Raw genomic sequence first — 22,995 nt, forward strand, 5'->3', positions numbered from 1 at the left:
AATGGATGAACAGCAACAATTGACGAATGCATATCATTCAAATAAATTATCGCATGCCTATTTATTTGAAGGTGATGATGCACAAACGATGAAACAAGTTGCGATTAATTTTGCAAAGCTTATTTTATGTCAAACAGATAGTCAATGTGAAACAAAGGTTAGTACATATAATCATCCAGACTTTATGTATATATCAACAACTGAGAATGCAATTAAGAAAGAACAAGTTGAACAACTTGTGCGTCATATGAATCAACTTCCTATAGAAAGCACAAATAAAGTGTACATCATTGAAGACTTTGAAAAGTTAACTGTTCAAGGGGAAAACAGTATCTTGAAATTTCTTGAAGAACCACCGGACAATACGATTGCTATTTTATTGTCTACAAAACCTGAGCAAATTTTAGACACAATCCATTCAAGGTGTCAGCATGTGTATTTCAAGCCTATTGATAAAGAAAAGTTTATAAATAGATTAGTTGAACAAAACATGTCTAAGCCAGTAGCTGAAATGATTAGTACTTATACTACGCAAATAGATAATGCAATAGCTTTAAATGAAGAATTTGATTTATTAGCATTAAGGAAATCAGTTATACGTTGGTGTGAATTGTTGCTTACTAACAAGCCAATGGCACTTATAGGTATTATTGATTTATTGAAACAGGCTAAAAATAAAAAACTGCAATCTTTAACTATTGCAGCTGTGAATGGTTTCTTCGAAGATATCATACATACAAAGGTAAATGTAGAGGATAAACAAATATATAGTGATTTAAAAAATGATATTGATCAATATGCGCAAAAGTTGTCGTTTAATCAATTAATTTTGATGTTTGATCAACTGACGGAAGCACATAAGAAATTGAATCAAAATGTAAATCCAACGCTTGTATTTGAACAAATCGTAATTAAGGGTGTGAGTTAGATGCCAAATGTAATAGGTGTTCAGTTTCAAAAAGCGGGAAAATTAGAATATTATACACCTAATGATATACAAGTAGATATAGAAGACTGGGTAGTTGTCGAATCTAAAAGAGGCATAGAGATAGGTATTGTTAAAAATCCATTAATGGATATTGCTGAAGAGGATGTTGTGTTACCTCTTAAAAATATTATTCGCATTGCTGATGACAAAGATATTGATAAATTTAATTGTAATGAACGAGATGCTGAAAATGCATTAATACTATGTAAAGACATTGTAAGAGAACAAGGTTTGGACATGCGTTTAGTCAATTGCGAATATACATTAGATAAATCGAAAGTTATTTTTAATTTTACGGCGGATGATCGTATTGATTTTAGAAAATTAGTAAAAATATTAGCGCAACATTTAAAAACACGTATCGAGTTGAGACAAATTGGTGTAAGGGATGAAGCCAAATTGCTTGGCGGTATCGGACCTTGTGGTAGGTCGTTATGTTGTTCTACATTTTTAGGGGATTTTGAACCAGTATCGATTAAGATGGCTAAGGATCAAAATTTATCATTAAATCCAACTAAAATTTCTGGTGCATGTGGTCGTTTGATGTGTTGTTTAAAATATGAAAATGACTATTATGAGGAAGTACGTGCACAATTACCTGATATTGGTGAAGCAATTGAAACGCCTGATGGTAACGGGAAAGTAGTTGCTTTAAATATATTAGACATTTCTATGCAGGTGAAGCTTGAGGGACATGAACAGCCACTTGAATATAAATTAGAAGAAATAGAAACTATGCATTAAGGAGGCATTATTACATTTGGATCGCAATGAAATATTTGAAAAAATAATGCGTTTAGAAATGAATGTCAATCAACTTTCAAAGGAAACTTCAGAATTAAAGGCACATGCAGTTGAATTAGTAGAAGAAAATGTAGCGCTTCAACTTGAAAATGATAATTTGAAAAAGGTGTTGGGCAATGATGAACCAACTACTATTGATACTGCGAATTCAAAACCAGCAAAAGCTGTGAAAAAGCCATTACCAAGTAAAGATAATTTGGCTATATTGTATGGAGAAGGATTTCATATTTGTAAAGGCGAATTATTTGGAAAACATCGACATGGTGAAGATTGTCTGTTCTGTTTAGAAGTTTTAAGTGATTAATCAAGCACACTCAAATAGTGTTATAATTATAAATGAATATGGTTTGGATAAGTCTGAGACAATGCATGTTTCAGGCTTTAATTGTGTATAAAGTTTTGGTGATTGCATAAGAGATGGCGGTACTAAATGTTATTATTAAGTGTGCACGCAGTATCATTAGTTATAAAATGTAGCTGTTAAAAGTCAAAAATACATCGAATGTAGTTAGGCATATAATATAAAAAGAGATTTCAATTACTCAATAGAAAAAGGTTGTCTTCATAGGAGTTAAAAATGTTAAAAGAGAATGAACGATTTGATCAACTAATCAAAGAAGATTTTAGTATTATTCAAAATGATGATGTTTTTTCGTTTTCAACGGATGCTTTGTTGTTAGGGCATTTTACAAAACCTAGAACAAAAGATATTGTGTTGGACTTATGTTCAGGCAATGGGGTGATACCCTTGTTATTGTTTGCGAAACATCCACGACATATAGAAGGTGTTGAGATTCAAAAAACACTTGTCGATATGGCGCGACGCACATTTCAATTCAATGATGTTGATGAATATTTAACAATGCATCACATGGATTTGAAAAACGTTACTAAAGTATTTAAACCTTCACAATATACTTTAGTAACGTGTAATCCGCCTTATTTTAAAGAGAATCAGCAACACCAACATCAAAAAGAAGCACATAAGATAGCGAGACATGAGATTATGTGTACACTTGAAGATTGCATGATTGCAGCCCGTCATTTATTAAAAGAAGGTGGCAGGCTAAATATGGTACATCGTGCAGATAGACTAATGGATGTCTTGTTTGAAATGAGAAAAGTGAATATTGAACCTAAGAAAGTCGTTTTTATATATAGTAAGGTAGGGAAATCAGCACAAACGATAGTAGTAGAAGGTCGAAAAGGTGGAAATCAAGGTTTAGAAATCATGCCCCCATTTTATATTTATAATGAAGATGGTAATTATAGCGAAGAAATGAAGGACGTATATTATGGATAGTCATTTTGTATATATTGTAAAATGTAGTGATGGAAGTTTATATACAGGATACGCTAAAGACGTTAATGCACGTGTTGAAAAACATAACCGAGGTCAAGGAGCCAAATATACGAAAGTAAGACGTCCGGTGCATTTAGTTTATCAAGAAATGTATGAGACAAAGTCTGAAGCATTGAAGCGTGAATATGAAATTAAAACTTATACCAGACAAAAGAAATTGCGATTAATTAAGGAGCGATAGTATGGCTGTATTATATTTAGTGGGCACACCAATTGGTAATTTAGCAGATATTACTTATAGAGCAGTTGATGTATTGAAACGTGTTGATATGATTGCTTGTGAAGACACTAGAGTAACTAGTAAGCTGTGTAATCATTATGATATTCCAACTCCATTAAAGTCATATCACGAACATAACAAGGATAAGCAGACTGCTTTTATCATTGAACAGTTAGAATTAGGTCTTGACGTTGCGCTCGTATCTGATGCTGGATTGCCCTTAATTAGTGATCCTGGATACGAATTAGTAGTGGCAGCCAGAGAAGCTAATATTAAAGTAGAGACTGTGCCTGGACCTAATGCTGGGCTGACGGCTTTGATGGCTAGTGGATTACCTTCATATGTATATACATTTTTAGGATTTTTGCCACGAAAAGAGAAAGAAAAAAGTGCTGTATTAGAGCAACGTATGCATGAAAATAGCACATTAATTATATACGAATCACCGCATCGTGTGACAGATACATTAAAAACAATTGCAAAGATAGATGCAACACGACAAGTATCACTAGGGCGTGAATTAACTAAGAAGTTCGAACAAATTGTAACTGATGATGTAACACAATTACAAGCATTGATTCAGCAAGGCGATGTACCATTGAAAGGCGAATTCGTTATCTTAATTGAAGGTGCTAAAGCGAACAATGAGATATCGTGGTTTGATGATTTATCTATCAATGAGCATGTTGATCATTATATTCAAACTTCACAGATGAAACCAAAACAAGCTATTAAAAAAGTTGCTGAAGAACGACAACTTAAAACGAATGAAGTATATAATATTTATCATCAAATAAGTTAATCACTTTATCGATTATATGAAATTTTAAACGATTTTATAAACGCAAGCTGTAATTTTAAATGGTAAGTTATCATTTTGCATTGATACTGATAAAATGATGTTGACTATGATAAAAAAATGATGACATCGACGTTTTTTAATGTAAAATAAATACATTGAAAGTAATAAATACCTTAACATTGAATAAGATGAAAATGAGATGACGAGATAAATGTTCGCGTCCGTTGAAATGCATAGAAATCTTAGATATTATTTGAAGTGAGACATTACGAGGAGGAACAGTTATGGCTAAAGAAACATTTTATATAACAACCCCAATATACTATCCTAGTGGGAATTTACATATAGGACATGCATATTCTACAGTGGCTGGAGATGTTATTGCAAGATATAAGAGAATGCAAGGATATGATGTTCGTTATTTGACTGGAACGGATGAACACGGTCAAAAAATTCAAGAAAAAGCTCAAAAAGCTGGTAAGACAGAAATTGAATATTTGGATGAGATGATTGCTGGAATTAAACAATTGTGGGCTAAGCTTGAAATTTCAAATGATGATTTTATCAGAACAACTGAAGAACGTCATAAACATGTCGTTGAGCAAGTGTTTGAACGTTTATTAAAGCAAGGTGATATCTATTTAGGTGAATATGAAGGTTGGTATTCTGTTCCGGATGAAACATACTATACAGAGTCACAATTAGTAGACCCACAATACGAAAACGGTAAAATTATTGGTGGCAAAAGTCCAGATTCTGGACACGAAGTTGAACTAGTTAAAGAAGAAAGTTATTTCTTTAATATTAGTAAATATACAGACCGTTTATTAGAGTTCTATGACCAAAATCCAGATTTTATACAACCACCATCAAGAAAAAATGAAATGATTAACAACTTCATTAAACCAGGACTTGCTGATTTAGCTGTTTCTCGTACATCATTTAACTGGGGTGTCCATGTTCCGTCTAATCCAAAACATGTTGTTTATGTTTGGATTGATGCGTTAGTTAACTATATTTCAGCATTAGGCTATTTATCAGATGATGAGTCACTATTTAACAAATACTGGCCAGCAGATATTCATTTAATGGCTAAGGAAATTGTGCGATTCCACTCAATTATTTGGCCTATTTTATTGATGGCATTAGACTTACCGTTACCTAAAAAAGTCTTTGCACATGGTTGGATTTTGATGAAAGATGGAAAAATGAGTAAATCTAAAGGTAATGTTGTAGACCCTAATATTTTAATTGATCGCTATGGTTTAGATGCTACACGTTATTATCTAATGCGTGAATTACCATTTGGTTCAGATGGCGTATTTACACCTGAAGCATTTGTTGAGCGTACAAATTTCGATCTAGCAAATGACTTAGGTAACTTAGTAAACCGTACGATTTCTATGGTTAATAAGTACTTTGATGGCGAATTACCAGCGTATCAAGGTCCACTTCATGAATTAGATGAAGAAATGGAAGCTATGGCTTTAGAAACAGTGAAAAGCTACACTGAAAGCATGGAAAGTTTGCAATTTTCTGTGGCATTATCTACGGTATGGAAGTTTATAAGTAGAACGAATAAGTATATTGACGAAACAACGCCTTGGGTATTAGCTAAGGACGATAGCCAAAAAGATATGTTAGGCAATGTAATGGCTCACTTAGTTGAAAATATTCGTTATGCAGCTGTATTATTACGTCCATTCTTAACACATGCGCCGAAAGAGATTTTTGAACAATTGAACATAAACAATCCTCAATTTATGGAATTTAGTAGTTTAGAGCAATATGGTGTGCTTACTGAGTCAATTATGGTTACTGGGCAACCTAAACCTATTTTCCCAAGATTGGATAGCGAAGCGGAAATTGCATATATCAAAGAATCAATGCAACCGCCTGCTACTGAAGAGGAAAAAGAAGAGATTCCTAGCAAACCTCAAATTGATATTAAAGACTTTGATAAAGTTGAAATTAAGGCAGCAACGATTATTGATGCTGAACATGTTAAGAAGTCAGATAAGCTTTTAAAAATTCAAGTAGACTTAGATTCTGAACAAAGACAAATTGTATCAGGAATTGCCAAATTCTATACACCAGATGATATTATTGGTAAAAAAGTAGCAGTTGTTACTAACCTGAAACCAGCTAAATTAATGGGACAAAAATCTGAAGGTATGATATTATCTGCTGAAAAAGATGGTGTATTAACCTTAGTAAGTTTACCAAGTGCAATTCCAAATGGTGCAGTGATTAAATAACTGTATTTTTAAAAATTAGGAGAGATAATTATGTTAATCGATACACATGTCCATTTAAATGATGAGCAATACGATGATGATTTGAGTGAAGTGATTACACGTGCTAGAGAAGCAGGTGTTGATCGTATGTTTGTAGTTGGTTTTAACAAATCGACAATTGAACGCGCGATGAAATTAATCGATGAGTATGATTTTTTATATGGCATTATCGGTTGGCATCCAGTTGACGCAATTGATTTTACAGAAGAACACCTGGAATGGATTGAATCTTTAGCTCAGCATCCAAAAGTGATTGGTATTGGTGAAATGGGATTAGATTATCACTGGGATAAATCTCCTGCAGATGTTCAAAAGGAAGTTTTTAGAAAGCAAATTGCTTTAGCTAAGCGTTTGAAGTTACCAATTATCATTCATAACCGTGAAGCAACTCAAGACTGTATCGATATCTTATTGGAGGAGCATGCTGAAGAGGTAGGCGGGATTATGCATAGCTTTAGTGGTTCTCCAGAAATTGCAGATATTGTAACTAATAAGCTGAATTTTTATATTTCATTAGGTGGACCTGTGACATTTAAAAATGCTAAACAGCCTAAAGAAGTTGCTAAGCATGTGTCAATGGAGCGTTTGCTAGTTGAAACCGATGCACCGTATCTCTCGCCACATCCGTATAGAGGGAAGCGAAATGAACCGGCGAGAGTAACTTTAGTAGCTGAACAAATTGCTGAATTAAAAGGCTTATCTTATGAAGAAGTGTGCGAACAAACAACTAAAAATGCAGAGAAATTGTTTAATTTAAATTCATAAAGTTAAAAGTGAGAAAGATCACCGCCATAAATGTAAACGATGCTATATTCGTTTAATATGCTATGGTTCTTTCTCACTTTTTTAAATTAAAATATCGTACATGTGCAATACGTACGATAGAGATGGTTAGAGCTTTGAAATTAAGAATTGTAGGAAGGCGTTTTAAATGAAAATCAATGAGTTTATAGTTGTAGAAGGACGAGATGATACTGAGCGTGTTAAACGAGCTGTTGAATGTGATACGATTGAAACGAATGGTAGTGCCATCAACGAACAAACTTTAGAAGTAATTAGAAATGCTCAACAAAGTCGAGGCGTTATTGTATTAACAGATCCAGATTTCCCAGGAGATAAAATTAGAAGTACAATTACTGAACATGTCAAAGGTGTTAAACATGCGTATATTGATAGAGAAAAAGCTAAAAATAAAAAAGGGAAAATTGGTGTTGAACATGCCGACTTAATTGATATTAAAGAAGCGTTAATGCATGTTAGTTCACCCTTTGATGAAGCTTATGAATCAATTGATAAATCTGTGCTAATAGAGTTGGGGTTAATCGTTGGGAAAGATGCAAGGCGCCGTAGAGAAATTTTAAGTAGAAAATTGCGAATCGGCCATTCCAATGGTAAGCAGTTATTGAAAAAGTTAAATGCATTTGGTTATACCGAAGCGGATGTAAGGCAAGCTTTAGAAGATGAATGAGGAAGTGAAAATGTTGGATAATAAAGATATTGCAACACCATCAAGAACGCGAGCGTTGTTAGATAAATATGGCTTTAATTTTAAAAAAAGTTTAGGACAGAACTTTTTGATAGATGTGAATATCATTAATAATATCATTGATGCAAGTGATATTGATGCACAAACTGGGGTGATTGAAATTGGTCCAGGTATGGGGTCGTTGACAGAACAATTGGCCAGACATGCTAAAAGAGTATTGGCATTTGAAATTGATCAACGTTTAATACCTGTATTAAATGATACTCTATCACCTTATGATAATGTGACGGTGATTAATGAAGATATTTTAAAAGCGAATATTAAAGAAGCTGTTGAAAATCATTTACAAGATTGCGAAAAAATAATGGTTGTTGCAAACCTGCCGTACTATATTACGACGCCAATTTTATTAAATTTAATGCAACAAGATATACCAATTGATGGCTACGTGGTGATGATGCAAAAAGAAGTGGGCGAACGCTTAAATGCTGAAGTAGGTTCAAAAGCATATGGTTCATTATCAATTGTCGTACAATACTATACAGAGACTAGTAAAGTATTAACGGTACCTAAATCTGTATTTATGCCACCACCTAATGTTGATTCAATAGTTGTAAAACTGATGCAGAGAACTGAACCGTTAGTAACAGTAGATAACGAGGAAGCATTCTTTAAGTTAGCAAAAGCAGCATTTGCACAAAGAAGAAAGACAATTAACAATAACTATCAAAATTATTTTAAAGATGGTAAACAACACAAAGAAGTGATTTTACAATGGTTGGAACAAGCAGGTATTGATCCAAGACGTCGCGGTGAAACGCTATCTATTCAAGATTTTGCTAAATTGTATGAAGAAAAGAAAAAATTCCCTCAATTAGAAAATTAAATGATTGACAAAGCAAAGCACTATTGTTAAAATTTAAATTTTGTTTGACGAAAACGCTGCAAATATGGTATTATGTAACTTGTAGCGAGGTGGAGCAATATGCCAAAATCAATTTTGGACATCAAAAATTCTATTGATTGTCATGTAGGAAATCGTATTGTACTGAAAGCCAATGGAGGCCGTAAGAAAACAATAAAACGTTCTGGAATTTTAAAAGAAACATATCCGTCAGTTTTCATTGTTGAGTTAGATCAAGACAAACACAACTTTGAGAGAGTATCTTATACATACACTGATGTGTTAACTGAAAATGTTCAAGTTTCATTTGAAGAGGATAATCATCACGAATCAATTGCACACTAAATAAGACATATAGAGATGTTAGGCGTTTCTTAGTATAAGAAGTAAATATTATGATAATTATTTGAGTGTTGGGCATTATGTTCAATACTCTTTTTATTTACAAAATGTTTAACACTGATGTTTCGCTTATAGATTTTTCAGTAAATGGATAATTGTATTTATAAACACAAATACAAGTAAATACTAAGTAATTAGATGGAGAAAATTACTTTTTTATTAAAAAAACACTAAAAAACAAATTAAAATGTCAAATATTAATTCTCTTTATGTTAAAATCATCATATTAAGATAACGAAAAGAGGGCGGAAAATGATATATGAAACGGCACCAGCCAAAATTAATTTTACGCTCGATACACTTTTTAAAAGAAATGATGGCTATCATGAGATTGAAATGATAATGACAACAGTTGATTTAAATGATCGTTTAACTTTTCATAAAAGAAAAGATCGAAAGATAGTTGTTGAGATTGAACATAATTATGTGCCTTCTAATCATAAAAATCTCGCATATCGTGCAGCGCAACTATTTATTGAGCAATATCAACTAAAGCAAGGTGTAACAATTTCTATCGATAAAGAAATACCTGTTTCTGCTGGCTTAGCTGGAGGTTCGGCTGATGCAGCAGCAACGTTAAGAGGATTGAATCGACTTTTTGATATAGGGGCGAGTTTGGAAGAATTGGCTCTACTAGGCAGTAAAATTGGGACAGATATTCCGTTTTGTATTTATAATAAAACTGCACTATGTACTGGAAGAGGAGAGAAAATCGAGTTTTTAAATAAACCACCTTCAGCTTGGGTGATTCTTGCTAAACCAAACTTAGGCATATCATCACCAGATATATTTAAGTTGATCAATTTAGATAAGCGTTACGACGTACATACGAAAATGTGTTATGAGGCCTTAGAAAATCGAGATTATCAACAATTATGTCAAAGTTTGTCTAATCGATTAGAGCCAATTTCTGTTTCAAAACACCCACAAATCGATAAATTAAAAAATAATATGTTGAAAAGTGGTGCAGATGGTGCGTTAATGAGTGGAAGCGGACCGACTGTGTATGGGCTAGCACGAAAAGAAAGCCAAGCAAAAAATATTTATAATGCAGTTAACGGTTGTTGTAATGAAGTGTACTTAGTTAGACTATTAGGATAGAAGGGTTGAAAAGATGAGATATAAACGAAGCGAGAGAATTGTTTTTATGACGCAATATTTGATGAACCATCCGAATAAATTGATTCCATTAACTTTTTTTGTGAAAAAATTTAAACAGGCGAAATCTTCAATAAGTGAAGATGTCCAAATTATAAAAAATACATTCCAAAAAGAAAAGTTAGGTACAGTAATTACTACTGCTGGCGCAAGTGGTGGTGTTACGTATAAACCAATGATGAGTAAAGAAGAGGCGACTGAAGTTGTTAATGAGGTCATTACTCTATTAGAAGAGAAAGAACGTTTGTTACCTGGCGGGTATTTATTTTTATCAGATTTGGTAGGTAATCCATCGCTACTAAACAAAGTTGGTAAGTTAATTGCCAGTATTTACATGGAAGAAAAATTAGATGCTGTTGTTACCATTGCGACAAAAGGTATTTCATTGGCAAATGCGGTTGCTAATATTTTAAATTTACCAGTAGTAGTGATTAGAAAAGACAACAAGGTGACTGAAGGTTCTACAGTTTCAATTAATTACGTTTCAGGATCTTCAAGAAAAATAGAGACAATGGTACTTTCGAAGAGAACTTTAGCAGAAAATTCAAATGTTTTAGTTGTCGATGATTTTATGAGGGCTGGTGGCTCTATTAATGGTGTTATGAATTTAATGAATGAGTTTAAAGCCCATGTAAAAGGGGTATCAGTACTTGTAGAATCAAAAGAAGTTAAACAAAGATTGATTGAAGATTATACTTCCTTAGTGAAATTATCTGATGTAGATGAATATAATCAAGAGTTTAACGTAGAACCTGGCAACAGTTTATCTAAGTTTTCATAAAAGGAGTTTTAGTATTATGAAAATCATTAACACAACAAGATTACCGGAAGCACTTGGACCATATTCGCATGCAACAGTTGTGAATGGTATGGTTTATACTTCTGGTCAGATTCCATTGAATGTTGATGGGAAAATCGTAAGCGCTGATGTTCAAGCACAGACAAAACAAGTTTTAGAAAATTTAAAGGTTGTTTTGGAAGAAGCAGGATCTGATTTGAATTCTGTTGCGAAAGCGACCATTTTCATTAAAGATATGAATGATTTCCAAAAAATAAATGAAGTGTATGGTCAATATTTTAATGAACACAAGCCAGCGCGTAGTTGTGTAGAGGTTGCGCGTTTGCCAAAAGATGTGAAAGTAGAAATTGAATTAGTAAGTAAAATTAAGGAATTATAATTTTCGATTAATATGTTTAATCAAGCTTCTAAATAAAACAGAGAGATATATACTATAGGGGGGCTCACTACATGAAAGTGACAGATGTAAGACTTAGAAAAATACAAACAGATGGACGAATGAAAGCACTCGTTTCCATTACATTAGATGAAGCTTTCGTAATTCATGATTTACGTGTAATTGAAGGAAACTCTGGCTTGTTCGTTGCAATGCCAAGTAAACGTACACCAGATGGTGAATTCCGCGACATCGCGCATCCTATTAATTCAGATATGAGACAAGAAATTCAAGATGCAGTGATGAAAGTATATGATGAAACAGATGAAGTAGTACCAGATAAAAACGCTACATCAGAAGATTCAGAAGAAGCTTAATCAATTTTATATTTAGCGATGTAATACATTTGCAATAAGTTGATTTGATACTGTCGATAAAGCATAAAGCTTTGTCGGCAGTTTTTTTAGTTTGTATTAATGTTTTTTTAGTTTGTATTAATGTTTTTTTAGTTTGTATTAATGTTTTTTTATTTTTAATGAAAGGCTAATAAATATATACGTTAACAGATTATGATGATATGAAAATTATTGATTCATTGCTGATAAAAATTGCGTTTGAATGATGCTCGTATTTTTGAAGTAAGAAAAAAGTTGTTTTTAAAATTACAACGAATTAAAAACAATGCCTTTTATATGTTGAAAGAGTATTGCAGATTAAATTATAATAATGACGAAGTGTAAAATTTAATGGGGGTTAATGTTCATGCGAAGACACGCGATAATTTTGGCAGCAGGTAAAGGCACAAGAATGAAATCTAAAAAGTATAAAGTGCTACACGAGGTTGCTGGGAAACCTATGGTCGAACATGTATTGGAAAGTGTGAAAGGCTCTGGTGTCGATCAAGTTGTAACCATCGTAGGACATGGTGCTGAAAGTGTAAAAGGACATTTAGGCGAGCGTTCTTTATACAGTTTTCAAGAGAAACAACTCGGTACTGCGCATGCAGTGCAAATGGCGAAATCACACTTAGAAGACAAGGAAGGTACGACAATCGTTGTATGTGGTGACACACCGCTCATCACAAAGGAAACATTAGAAACATTGATTGCGCATCATGAGGATGCTAATGCTCAAGCAACTGTATTATCTGCATCGATTCAACAACCATATGGATACGGAAGAATCGTTCGAAATGCGTCAGGTCGTTTAGAACGCATAGTTGAAGAGAAAGATGCAACGCAAGCTGAAAAGGATATTAATGAAATTAGTTCAGGTATTTTTGCGTTTAATAATAAAACGTTGTTTGAAAAATTAACACAAGTGAAAAATGATAATGCGCAAGGTGAATATTACCTCCCTGATGTATTGTCGTTAATTTTAAATGATGGCGGCATCGTAGAAGTGTATCGTACCAATGATGTTGAAGAAATCATGGGTGTAAATGATCGTGTAATGCTTAGTCAGGCTGAGAAGGCGATGCAACGTCGTACGAATCATTATCACATGCTAAATGGTGTGACAATCATCGATCCTGACAGCACTTTTATTGGTCCAGACGTTACAATTGGTAGTGATACAGTCATTGAACCAGGCGTACGAATTAATGGTCGTACAGAAATTGGCGAAGATGTTGTTATTGGTCAGTACTCTGAAATTAACAATAGTACGATTGAAAATGGTGCATGTATTCAACAGTCTGTTGTTAATGATGCTAGCGTAGGAGCTAATACTAAGGTCGGACCGTTTGCGCAATTGAGACCAGGCGCGCAATTAGGTGCAGATGTTAAGGTTGGAAATTTTGTAGAAATTAAAAAAGCAGATCTTAAAGATGGTGCCAAGGTTTCACATTTAAGTTATATTGGCGATGCTGTAATTGGCGAACGTACTAATATTGGTTGCGGAACGATTACAGTTAACTATGATGGTGAAAATAAATTTAAAACTATCGTCGGCAAAGATTCATTTGTAGGTTGCAATGTTAATTTAGTAGCACCTGTAACAATTGGTGATGATGTATTGGTGGCAGCTGGTTCCACAATCACAGATGACGTACCAAATGACAGTTTAGCTGTGGCAAGAGCAAGACAAACAACAAAAGAAGGATATAGGAAATAATCATTTACGTATTTAAAATGGCTAGGATAAAAGGATAATCCTATGTAATATTAATGTAATCTTTATGATTTAATGATTCGCATAGTAATGGAGTTACATTTTATATATAATAGTAATTGCGTAAGTAAATAATTGGAGGACTATAAATGTTAAATAATGAATATAAGAATTCGTCATTAAAGATTTTTTCATTGAAAGGAAACGAAGCATTAGCGCAAGAAGTTGCTGACCAAGTAGGAATTGAACTAGGTAAATGTTCAGTTAAACGTTTTAGTGATGGAGAAATTCAAATTAATATCGAAGAGAGTATTCGTGGTTGTGACGTATTTATTATTCAACCAACATCATATCCTGTGAATCTACATTTAATGGAATTATTAATTATGATTGATGCTTGTAAACGTGCTTCTGCAGCAACAATCAATATTGTAGTGCCATATTATGGATATGCAAGACAAGATAGAAAAGCCCGTAGCCGTGAGCCAATCACTGCTAAATTAGTTGCAAACTTAATCGAAACAGCTGGCGCAACTCGTATGATTGCGTTAGACTTACATGCACCACAAATTCAAGGATTCTTTGATATTCCAATTGACCACTTAATGGGTGTGCCAATTCTTGCTAAACATTTCAAAGATGATCCGAATATTAACCCAGAAGAATGTGTCGTTGTTTCACCAGACCATGGCGGTGTTACACGTGCACGTAAATTAGCTGACATTTTAAAAACTCCAATTGCAATTATAGATAAACGTCGTCCTAGACCAAATGTTGCTGAAGTGATGAACATTGTTGGTGAGATTGAAGGACGTACGGCAATTATTATTGACGATATTATTGATACAGCAGGTACAATCACTTTAGCTGCACAAGCATTAAAAGATAAAGGTGCTAAAGAAGTATATGCTTGTTGTACACACCCTGTTTTATCAGGACCGGCTAAAGAACGTATCGAAAATTCTGCTATAAAAGAATTAATCGTAACAAACTCAATTCATTTAGATGAAGATCGCAAACCATCTAACACTAAAGAATTATCTGTTGCTGGTTTAATCGCACAAGCTATCATTCGTGTATACGAAAGAGAATCAGTTAGCGTATTATTTGACTAATATTTAAAAGGCGTTTGACGAACATATTCCAAACGTGTATAATAGTTTCGTTCGTGATTATACGAATAAATAAACACTTGCAAGCAACGATGATGTTGATGGGTAAGTGAGGTGCTCGTTTTGAGCAAAAATGAAAGGTGGAAATGAGAATGGCTTCATTAAAGTCAATCATCCGTCAAGGTAAACAAACACGTTCAGATCTTAAACAATTAAGAAAATCTGGTAAAGTACCAGCAGTAGTATACGGTTACGGTACTAAAAACGTGTCAGTTAAAGTTGATGAAGTAGAATTCATCAAAGTTATCCGTGAAGTAGGTCGTAACGGTGTTATCGAATTAGGCGTTGGTTCTAAAACTATCAAAGTTATGGTTGCAGACTACCAATTCGATCCACTTAAAAACCAAATTACTCACATTGACTTCTTAGCAATCAATATGAGTGAAGAACGTACTGTTGAAGTACCAGTTCAATTAGTTGGTGAAGCAGTAGGCGCTAAAGAAGGCGGCGTAGTTGAACAACCATTATTCAACTTAGAAGTAACTGCTACTCCAGACAATATTCCAGAAGCAATCGAAGTAGACATTACTGAATTAAACATTAACGACAGTTTAACTGTTGCTGATGTTAAAGTAACTGGCGACTTCAAAATCGAAAACGATTCAGCTGAATCAGTTGTAACAGTAGTTGCTCCAACTGAAGAACCAACTGAAGAAGAAATCGAAGCTATGGAAGGCGAACAACAAACTGAAGAACCAGAAGTTGTTGGCGAAAGCAAAGAAGACGAAGAAAAAACTGAAGAGTAATTTTAATCTGTTACATTAAAGTTTTTATACTTTGTTTAACAAGCACTGTGCTTATTTTAATATAAGCATGGTGCTTTTTGTGTTATTATAAAGCTTAATTAAACTTTATTACTTTGTACTAAAGTTTAATTAATTTTAGTGAGTAAAAGATATTAAACTCAACAATGATACATCATAAAAATTTTAATGTACTCGATTTTAAAATACATACTTACTAAGCTAAAGAATAATGATAATTGATGGCAATGGCGGAAAATAGATGTTGTCATTATAATAATAAATGAAACAATTATGTTGGAGGTAAACACGCATGAAATGTATTGTAGGTCTAGGTAATATAGGTAAACGTTTTGAACTTACAAGACATAATATCGGCTTTGAAGTCGTTGATTATATTTTAGAGAAAAATAATTTTTCATTAGATAAACAAAAGTTTAAAGGTGCATATACAATTGAACGAATGAACGGAGATAAAGTGTTATTTATCGAACCAATGACAATGATGAATTTGTCAGGAGAAGCAGTTGCACCGATTATGGATTATTACAATGTTAATCCAGAAGATTTAATTGTCTTATATGATGATTTAGATTTAGAACAAGGACAAGTTCGCTTAAGACAAAAAGGAAGTGCGGGCGGTCACAATGGTATGAAATCAATTATTAAAATGCTTGGTACAGACCAATTTAAACGTATTCGTATTGGTGTGGGAAGACCAACGAATGGTATGACGGTACCTGATTATGTTTTACAACGCTTTTCAAATGATGAAATGGTAACGATGGAAAAAGTTATCGAACACGCAGCACGCGCAATTGAAAAGTTTGTTGAAACATCACGATTTGACCATGTTATGAATGAATTTAATGGTGAAGTGAAATAATGACAATATTGACAACGCTTATAAAAGAAGATAATCATTTTCAAGACCTTAATCAGGTATTTGGACAAGCAAACACACTAGTAACTGGTCTTTCCCCGTCAGCTAAAGTGACGATGATTGCTGAAAAATATGCACAAAGTAATCAACAGTTATTATTAATTACCAATAATTTATACCAAGCAGATAAATTAGAAACAGATTTACTTCAATTTATAGATGCTGAAGAATTGTATAAGTATCCTGTGCAAGATATTATGACCGAAGAGTTTTCAACACAAAGCCCTCAACTGATGAGTGAACGTATTAGAACTTTAACTGCGTTAGCTCAAGGTAAGAAAGGGTTATTTATCGTTCCTTTAAATGGTTTGAAAAAGTGGTTAACTCCTGTTGAAATGTGGCAAAATCACCAAATGACATTGCGTGTTGGTGAGGATATCGATGTGGACCAATTTCTTAACAAATTAGTTAATATGGGGTACAAACGGGAATCCGTGGTATCGCATATTGGTGAATTCTCATTGCGAGGAGGTATTATCGATATCTTTCCGCTAATTGGGGAACCAATCAGAATTGAGCTATTTGATACCGAAATTGATTCTATTCGCGATTTTGATGTTGAAACGCAGCGTTCCAAAGATAATATTGAAGAAGTCGATATCACAACTGCAAGTGATTATATCATTACTGAAGAAGTGATTAGACATCTTAAAGAAGAGTTGAAAACTGCATATGAAAATACAAGACCCAAAATAGATAAATCAGTGCGCAATGATCTGAAAGAAACGTATGAAAGCTTTAAATTATTCGAAAGTACATACTTTGATCATCAAATACTACGTCGTTTAGTAGCGTTTATGTATGAAACACCTTCGACAATTATTGAGTATTTCCAAAAAGATGCAATCATTGCAGTTGATGAATTTAATCGTATTAAAGAAACTGAAGAAAGTTTAACAGTAGAGTCTGATTCGTTTATTAGCAATATTATTGAAAGTGGTAATGGATTTATAGGACAAAGTTTTATAAAATATGATGATTTTGAAACATTGATTGAAGGCTATCCTGTCACTTATTTTTCATTATTCGCTACAACAATGCCGATAAAACTAAATCATATTATTAAATTTTCATGTAAACCTGTCCAACAATTTTATGGGCAATATGACATTATGCGTTCTGAATTTCAACGATATGTCAATCAAAATTATCATATCGTGGTTTTGGTCGAAACTGAAACTAAAGTTGAACGTATGCAAGCGATGTTAAGTGAAATGCATATTCCATCAATAACAAAATTGCATCGCTCAATGTCATCGGGGCAAGCAGTGATTATTGAAGGCAGTTTATCTGAAGGATTTGAACTACCTGATATGGGATTAGTTGTCATTACTGAGCGTGAGCTTTTTAAATCAAAACAGAAAAAGCAACGAAAACGTACGAAAGCTATCTCAAATGCTGAAAAAATTAAGTCTTACCAAGATTTAAATGTGGGAGATTATATTGTTCATGTGCATCATGGTGTTGGTAGATATTTAGGTGTTGAGACGCTCGAAGTGGGGCAAACGCATCGTGATTATATTAAATTGCAATATAAAGGTACGGATCAACTATTTGTTCCAGTAGATCAAATGGATCAAGTTCAAAAATATGTAGCTTCGGAAGATAAGACGCCAAAATTAAATAAACTCGGTGGCAGTGAATGGAAAAAAACAAAAGCAAAAGTTCAACAAAGTGTTGAAGATATTGCTGAAGAGTTGATTGATTTATATAAAGAAAGAGAAATGGCAGAAGGTTATCAATATGGGGAAGACACAGCTGAGCAAACAACATTTGAATTAGATTTTCCATATGAACTTACGCCTGACCAAGCTAAATCTATCGATGAAATTAAAGATGACATGCAAAAATCGCGTCCAATGGATCGCTTGCTATGTGGTGATGTTGGTTATGGTAAAACTGAAGTTGCAGTGAGAGCAGCATTCAAAGCTGTAATGGAAGGAAAGCAAGTTGCATTTTTAGTTCCTACAACTATTTTAGCTCAGCAACATTATGAGACGTTAATTGAGCGTATGCAAGATTTTCCTGTTGAAATTCAATTAATGAGTCGTTTTAGAACGCCGAAAGAGATAAAACAAACTAAGGAAGGACTTAAAACTGGGTTTGTTGACATAGTTGTTGGTACACACAAATTACTTAGTAAAGATATACAGTATAAAGATTTAGGGCTGTTGATTGTAGATGAAGAACAACGATTTGGTGTACGCCATAAAGAGCGTATTAAAACATTAAAACATAATGTAGATGTACTAACATTGACTGCAACCCCAATACCTAGAACATTGCATATGAGTATGCTAGGTGTGCGCGATTTGTCAGTGATTGAAACGCCGCCAGAAAATCGTTTCCCAGTTCAAACATATGTATTAGAACAGAACATGAGTTTTATCAAAGAAGCTTTAGAAAGAGAACTATCCCGTGATGGCCAAGTGTTTTATCTTTATAATAAAGTGCAATCCATTTATGAAAAACGAGAACAACTCCAGATGTTAATGCCAGATGCTAACATTGCAGTTGCTCATGGACAAATGACAGAGCGCGATTTAGAAGAAACGATGTTAAGTTTTATCAATAATGAATATGATATTTTAGTAACGACGACGATTATTGAAACAGGTGTCGATGTCCCAAATGCAAATACTTTGATCATTGAAGATGCAGATCGCTTTGGATTGAGTCAGTTGTATCAATTAAGAGGTCGTGTTGGTCGTTCAAGTCGTATTGGTTATGCATACTTCTTACATCCAGCAAATAAGGTACTAACTGAGACTGCAGAAGATCGATTACAAGCGATTAAAGAATTTACGGAGTTAGGCTCAGGATTTAAGATTGCGATGCGTGATTTGAACATTCGTGGTGCTGGTAATTTGTTAGGTAAACAACAGCACGGCTTTATTGATACAGTTGGATTTGATTTGTACAGTCAAATGTTAGAAGAAGCTGTAAATGAAAAACGTGGTATTAAGGAACCAGAATCTGAGGTGCCAGAAGTCGAAGTTGATTTAAACTTGGATGCATATTTGCCAACAGAATATATTGCAAATGAACAAGCTAAAATTGAAATTTATAAAAAGCTACGAAAAACTGAAACATTTGATCAAATTATCGACATTAAAGATGAATTAATTGATCGTTTTAATGATTATCCTGTTGAAGTAGCACGTTTGCTTGATATAGTGGAAATAAAAGTACACGCATTACATTCAGGTATCACGTTGATTAAAGATAAAGGGAAAATAATTGATATTCATTTATCTGTAAAAGCCACTGAAAATATTGATGGCGAAGTGCTGTTCAAAGCAACACAACCTTTAGGTAGAACAATGAAGGTTGGTGTTCAAAATAATGCAATGACAATTACTTTAACGAAACAAAATCAATGGCTTGATAGTTTGAAGTTTTTAGTTAAGTGCATTGAAGAAAGCATGAGAATCAGTGATGAAGCATAAAGAAGCATTTAATGGCGTTGTCGTGTTAACTGCTGCATTAATTGTCATTAAAATTCTGAGTGCTGTATATCGAATTCCATATCAAAATATATTAGGTGATACAGGTTTGTATGCATATCAACAAGTGTATCCAATTGTAGCATTAGGAATGATATTATCGATGAATGCCATTCCTAGTGCAATTACACAAAATATAGGGAAGTATCATAGTGACGAAGCATATGCAAAAGCGGTCGCTTATATACAATTAGTTGGTATATTATTATTTATTGCTATTTTTGTGTTTGCGAACAATATTGCACATATGATGGGTGATAGCCATTTAACACCAATGATTCAAGCAGCAAGTTTAAGCTTTATATTTATAGGTATGCTTGGCGTGTTAAGAGGTTATTATCAATCTGCAAATAATATGACAGTTCCGGCTATTTCCCAGGTTATAGAACAAGTTATACGAGTAGGTATTATCATTGTTACTATTGTTATTTTTGTAGACAGAGGTTGGACGATATATGAAGCGGGAACAATTGCTATTTTAGCATCAACGATAGGTTTTTTAGGTTCTTCAATTTATTTAGTAGCGCACCGACCTTTTAAGTTTAAAATGGTAAATAACACTGCAAAGATTGTTTGGAAACAGTTCGCACTTTCGGTTTTGATTTTCGCTATCAGTCAATTAATCGTAATTTTATGGCAAGTGATTGATAGTGTTACTATTATTAAGTCACTTCAAGCGATACGCGTGCCATTCGATGTTGCCATAACTGAAAAAGGAGTCTATGACCGTGGTGCATCATTTATTCAGATGGGATTGATTGTAACTACAACATTTAGTTTTGCGCTCATTCCTCTGTTAAGTGACGCAATCAAAATGAATAATCAGGTACTTATGAATCGTTATGCAAATGCGTCATTAAAGATTACGATTTTAATAAGTACAGCAGCGGGAATAGGATTAATTAATTTATTGCCTTTAATGAACGGTGTGTTTTTTAAGACGAATGATTTAACCTTAACGTTAAGTGTTTATATGATTACGGTCATTTGTGTATCGTTAATTATGATGGATATGGCTTTATTACAAGCGCAACATGCTGTGAGACCTATTTTTGTTGGTATGACGGCAGGATTGGTTATTAAATTTATACTTAATATCATTTTGATTCGTTTAAGTGGCATTATTGGTGCGAGCATTAGTACTGTTGTATCATTAATTATATTCGGTACGATTATCCATATTGCTGTCACGAGAAAATACCACTTACATGCGATGAGACGATTTTTTATCAATGTTGTTTTAGGTATGGTATTTATGTCGATTGTTGTTCAATGCGTGTTAAACATAGTGACAACACACGGTAGATTCACTGGACTCATTGAATTATTATGTGCAGCAGTATTAGGTATCATTGCATTGTTTTTCTATATTTTTAGATTTAATGTTTTGACATATAAAGAGTTAACTTATTTACCATTTGGTTCAAAGTTGTATCAAATTAAGAAAGGAAGACGTTGATGGCACATACCATTACGATTGTTGGCTTAGGAAACTATGGCATTGATGATTTGCCGCTAGGGATATATAAATTTTTAAAGACACAAGATAAAGTTTATGCAAGAACGTTAGATCATCCAGTTATAGAATCATTGCAAGATGAATTAACATTTCAGAGTTTTGACCATGTTTATGAAGCACATGACCAATTTGAAGATGTCTATAACGATATTGTGGCGCAATTGGTTGAAGCTGCTAATGAAAAAGATATTGTCTATGCGGTTCCGGGTCATCCTAGAGTTGCTGAGACAACTACAGTGAAATTACTGGCTTTAGCAAAGGACAATACTGATATAGATGTGAAAGTTTTAGGTGGTAAAAGCTTTATTGATGATGTGTTTGAAGCAGTTAATGTAGATCCAAATGATGGCTTCACACTGTTAGATGCGACATCATTACAAGAAGTAATACTTAATGTTAGAACGCATACATTGATTACGCAAGTTTATAGTGCAATGGTTGCTGCTAATTTGAAAATCACTTTAATGGAACGATATCCTGATGATTACCCTGTTCAAATTGTCACTGGTGCACGAAGCGATGGTGCGGATAACGTTGTGACATGCCCATTATATGAATTGGATCATGATGAAAATGCATTCAATAATTTGACGAGTGTATTCGTACCAAAAATCATAACATCGACATATTTGTATCATGACTTTGATTTTGCAACGGAAGTGATTGATACTTTAGTTGATGAAGATAAAGGTTGTCCATGGGATAAAGTGCAAACGCATGAAACGCTTAAGCGTTATTTACTTGAAGAAACATTTGAATTGTTCGAAGCTATTGACAATGAAGATGATTGGCATATGATTGAAGAACTAGGAGATATTTTATTACAAGTGTTATTGCATACTAGTATTGGTAAAAAAGAAGGGTATATCGACATTAAAGAAGTGATTACAAGTCTTAATGCTAAAATGATTCGTAGACACCCACACATATTTGGTGATGCCAATGCTGAAACTATCGATGACTTAAAAGAAATTTGGTCTAAGGCGAAAGATGCTGAAGGTAAACAGCCAAGAGTTAAATTTGAAAAAGTATTTGCAGAGCATTTTTTAAATTTATATGAGAAGACGAAGGATAAGTCATTTGATGAGGCCTCGTTAAAGCAGTGGCTAGAAAAAGGGGAGAGTAATACATGAGATTAGATAAATATTTAAAAGTATCACGGTTAATAAAGCGACGTACGCTAGCAAAAGAAGTAAGTGATCAAGGTAGAATTACAATAAATGGTAATGTTGCTAAAGCTGGATCGGATGTTAAAGTTGAAGATGTGCTGACGATTCGCTTTGGTCAAAAATTAGTAACAGTTAAAGTAACTGCATTAAATGAACATGCATCTAAAGATAACGCGAAGGGCATGTATGAAATCATTGAAGAGCGTCGACTTGAAGAAGCGTAAATTGGAGG

24 protein-coding genes are annotated in these 22,995 nt (G+C 33.6%); all 24 read left to right on the forward strand.

Translation table 11 applies throughout. From position 1 onward, the window contains the following. Nucleotide 1 precedes the first annotated feature (1 nt). A complete protein-coding gene (locus NSS86_RS00970) occupies nucleotides 2–928 on the forward strand; it encodes a DNA polymerase III subunit delta' C-terminal domain-containing protein (RefSeq protein WP_000344336.1) in 927 nt (308 codons plus the stop codon). Further along, entirely contained in the window at nucleotides 929–1,732 is an 804-nt protein-coding gene (locus NSS86_RS00975; protein WP_001134194.1) for a stage 0 sporulation family protein, read from the forward strand. Nucleotides 1,733–1,748: 16 nt separating this feature from the next. Then, a complete protein-coding gene (gene yabA, locus NSS86_RS00980; protein ID WP_000375683.1) occupies nucleotides 1,749–2,096 on the forward strand; it encodes a DNA replication initiation control protein YabA in 348 nt (115 codons plus the stop codon). A gap of 273 nt (nucleotides 2,097–2,369) precedes the next feature. Beyond that, a complete protein-coding gene (locus tag NSS86_RS00985; protein WP_000910686.1) occupies nucleotides 2,370–3,095 on the forward strand; it encodes a tRNA1(Val) (adenine(37)-N6)-methyltransferase in 726 nt (241 codons plus the stop codon). Then, nucleotides 3,088–3,336, forward strand: a complete 249-nt coding sequence (locus NSS86_RS00990) for a GIY-YIG nuclease family protein (protein ID WP_000377064.1) — start codon at nucleotides 3,088–3,090, stop codon at nucleotides 3,334–3,336. Before NSS86_RS00985 ends, NSS86_RS00990 begins: the two co-directional genes overlap by 8 nt. Nucleotide 3,337: 1 nt before the next feature. After that, nucleotides 3,338–4,177: a 16S rRNA (cytidine(1402)-2'-O)-methyltransferase gene (rsmI, locus tag NSS86_RS00995; protein WP_000279926.1), complete on the forward strand. Its 840-nt coding sequence runs from the start codon at nucleotides 3,338–3,340 to the stop codon at nucleotides 4,175–4,177. A 284-nt stretch (nucleotides 4,178–4,461) separates the two neighbouring features. Further along, nucleotides 4,462–6,435 (forward strand): methionine--tRNA ligase, encoded by a 1,974-nt coding sequence (gene metG / locus NSS86_RS01000; protein ID WP_001051129.1) that lies wholly within the window; start codon nucleotides 4,462–4,464, stop codon nucleotides 6,433–6,435. Nucleotides 6,436–6,465: 30 nt separating this feature from the next. Then, the gene (locus NSS86_RS01005) at nucleotides 6,466–7,239 is read left to right on the forward strand and encodes a TatD family hydrolase (protein WP_000904312.1); all 774 of its coding nucleotides are present in this window, start codon (nucleotides 6,466–6,468) and stop codon (nucleotides 7,237–7,239) included. A gap of 166 nt (nucleotides 7,240–7,405) precedes the next feature. Then, nucleotides 7,406–7,942, forward strand: a complete 537-nt coding sequence (gene rnmV / locus NSS86_RS01010) for a ribonuclease M5 (RefSeq protein WP_000700080.1) — start codon at nucleotides 7,406–7,408, stop codon at nucleotides 7,940–7,942. A gap of 10 nt (nucleotides 7,943–7,952) precedes the next feature. Beyond that, nucleotides 7,953–8,846, forward strand: a complete 894-nt coding sequence (gene rsmA / locus NSS86_RS01015) for a 16S rRNA (adenine(1518)-N(6)/adenine(1519)-N(6))-dimethyltransferase RsmA (RefSeq protein ID WP_000886500.1) — start codon at nucleotides 7,953–7,955, stop codon at nucleotides 8,844–8,846. Nucleotides 8,847–8,945: 99 nt separating this feature from the next. After that, nucleotides 8,946–9,209: a Veg family protein gene (locus NSS86_RS01020; RefSeq protein WP_001126664.1), complete on the forward strand. Its 264-nt coding sequence runs from the start codon at nucleotides 8,946–8,948 to the stop codon at nucleotides 9,207–9,209. A 309-nt stretch (nucleotides 9,210–9,518) separates the two neighbouring features. Continuing rightward, complete coding sequence (gene ispE / locus NSS86_RS01025; RefSeq protein ID WP_000638870.1) at nucleotides 9,519–10,367, forward strand: 4-(cytidine 5'-diphospho)-2-C-methyl-D-erythritol kinase; 849 nt, start codon at nucleotides 9,519–9,521, stop codon at nucleotides 10,365–10,367. A 13-nt stretch (nucleotides 10,368–10,380) separates the two neighbouring features. Next, entirely contained in the window at nucleotides 10,381–11,205 is an 825-nt protein-coding gene (purR, locus tag NSS86_RS01030; protein WP_001269643.1) for a pur operon repressor, read from the forward strand. Nucleotides 11,206–11,221: 16 nt separating this feature from the next. After that, complete coding sequence (locus tag NSS86_RS01035; protein WP_000691774.1) at nucleotides 11,222–11,602, forward strand: RidA family protein; 381 nt, start codon at nucleotides 11,222–11,224, stop codon at nucleotides 11,600–11,602. Between the two features lie 71 nt (nucleotides 11,603–11,673). Continuing rightward, complete coding sequence (gene spoVG, locus NSS86_RS01040) at nucleotides 11,674–11,976, forward strand: septation regulator SpoVG (protein ID WP_000868999.1); 303 nt, start codon at nucleotides 11,674–11,676, stop codon at nucleotides 11,974–11,976. Between the two features lie 231 nt (nucleotides 11,977–12,207). After that, nucleotides 12,208–12,339, forward strand: a complete 132-nt coding sequence (locus NSS86_RS01045) for a hypothetical protein (protein WP_001789654.1) — start codon at nucleotides 12,208–12,210, stop codon at nucleotides 12,337–12,339. A gap of 22 nt (nucleotides 12,340–12,361) precedes the next feature. Continuing rightward, on the forward strand, nucleotides 12,362–13,714 hold the full coding sequence (glmU, locus tag NSS86_RS01050; RefSeq protein WP_001252543.1) for a bifunctional UDP-N-acetylglucosamine diphosphorylase/glucosamine-1-phosphate N-acetyltransferase GlmU: 1,353 nt from the start codon (nucleotides 12,362–12,364) through the stop codon (nucleotides 13,712–13,714). A gap of 146 nt (nucleotides 13,715–13,860) precedes the next feature. Further along, nucleotides 13,861–14,826 (forward strand): ribose-phosphate diphosphokinase, encoded by a 966-nt coding sequence (locus tag NSS86_RS01055; protein ID WP_000933774.1) that lies wholly within the window; start codon nucleotides 13,861–13,863, stop codon nucleotides 14,824–14,826. A gap of 149 nt (nucleotides 14,827–14,975) precedes the next feature. After that, on the forward strand, nucleotides 14,976–15,629 hold the full coding sequence (locus tag NSS86_RS01060; RefSeq protein ID WP_000157650.1) for a 50S ribosomal protein L25/general stress protein Ctc: 654 nt from the start codon (nucleotides 14,976–14,978) through the stop codon (nucleotides 15,627–15,629). 310 nt (nucleotides 15,630–15,939) lie between these two features. Further along, on the forward strand, nucleotides 15,940–16,512 hold the full coding sequence (gene pth / locus NSS86_RS01065; protein ID WP_000649791.1) for an aminoacyl-tRNA hydrolase: 573 nt from the start codon (nucleotides 15,940–15,942) through the stop codon (nucleotides 16,510–16,512). Further along, on the forward strand, nucleotides 16,512–20,018 hold the full coding sequence (mfd, locus tag NSS86_RS01070) for a transcription-repair coupling factor (RefSeq protein ID WP_000154218.1): 3,507 nt from the start codon (nucleotides 16,512–16,514) through the stop codon (nucleotides 20,016–20,018). Before pth ends, mfd begins: the two co-directional genes overlap by 1 nt. After that, nucleotides 20,008–21,534, forward strand: a complete 1,527-nt coding sequence (locus tag NSS86_RS01075; RefSeq protein WP_000680740.1) for a polysaccharide biosynthesis protein — start codon at nucleotides 20,008–20,010, stop codon at nucleotides 21,532–21,534. Before mfd ends, NSS86_RS01075 begins: the two co-directional genes overlap by 11 nt. Next, on the forward strand, nucleotides 21,534–22,727 hold the full coding sequence (locus tag NSS86_RS01080) for a MazG nucleotide pyrophosphohydrolase domain-containing protein (RefSeq protein ID WP_000951441.1): 1,194 nt from the start codon (nucleotides 21,534–21,536) through the stop codon (nucleotides 22,725–22,727). The genes NSS86_RS01075 and NSS86_RS01080 overlap by 1 nt, the downstream gene beginning before the upstream one ends. Then, nucleotides 22,724–22,987, forward strand: coding sequence for an RNA-binding S4 domain-containing protein (locus NSS86_RS01085; RefSeq protein ID WP_001234988.1), 264 nt, complete (start codon nucleotides 22,724–22,726; stop codon nucleotides 22,985–22,987). Before NSS86_RS01080 ends, NSS86_RS01085 begins: the two co-directional genes overlap by 4 nt. Nucleotides 22,988–22,995: the final 8 nt, after the last annotated feature.

The sequence above is a fragment of the Staphylococcus sp. FSL W8-0056 genome (assembly GCF_037963075.1).
GTDB classification, from domain to species: domain Bacteria; phylum Bacillota; class Bacilli; order Staphylococcales; family Staphylococcaceae; genus Staphylococcus; species Staphylococcus aureus.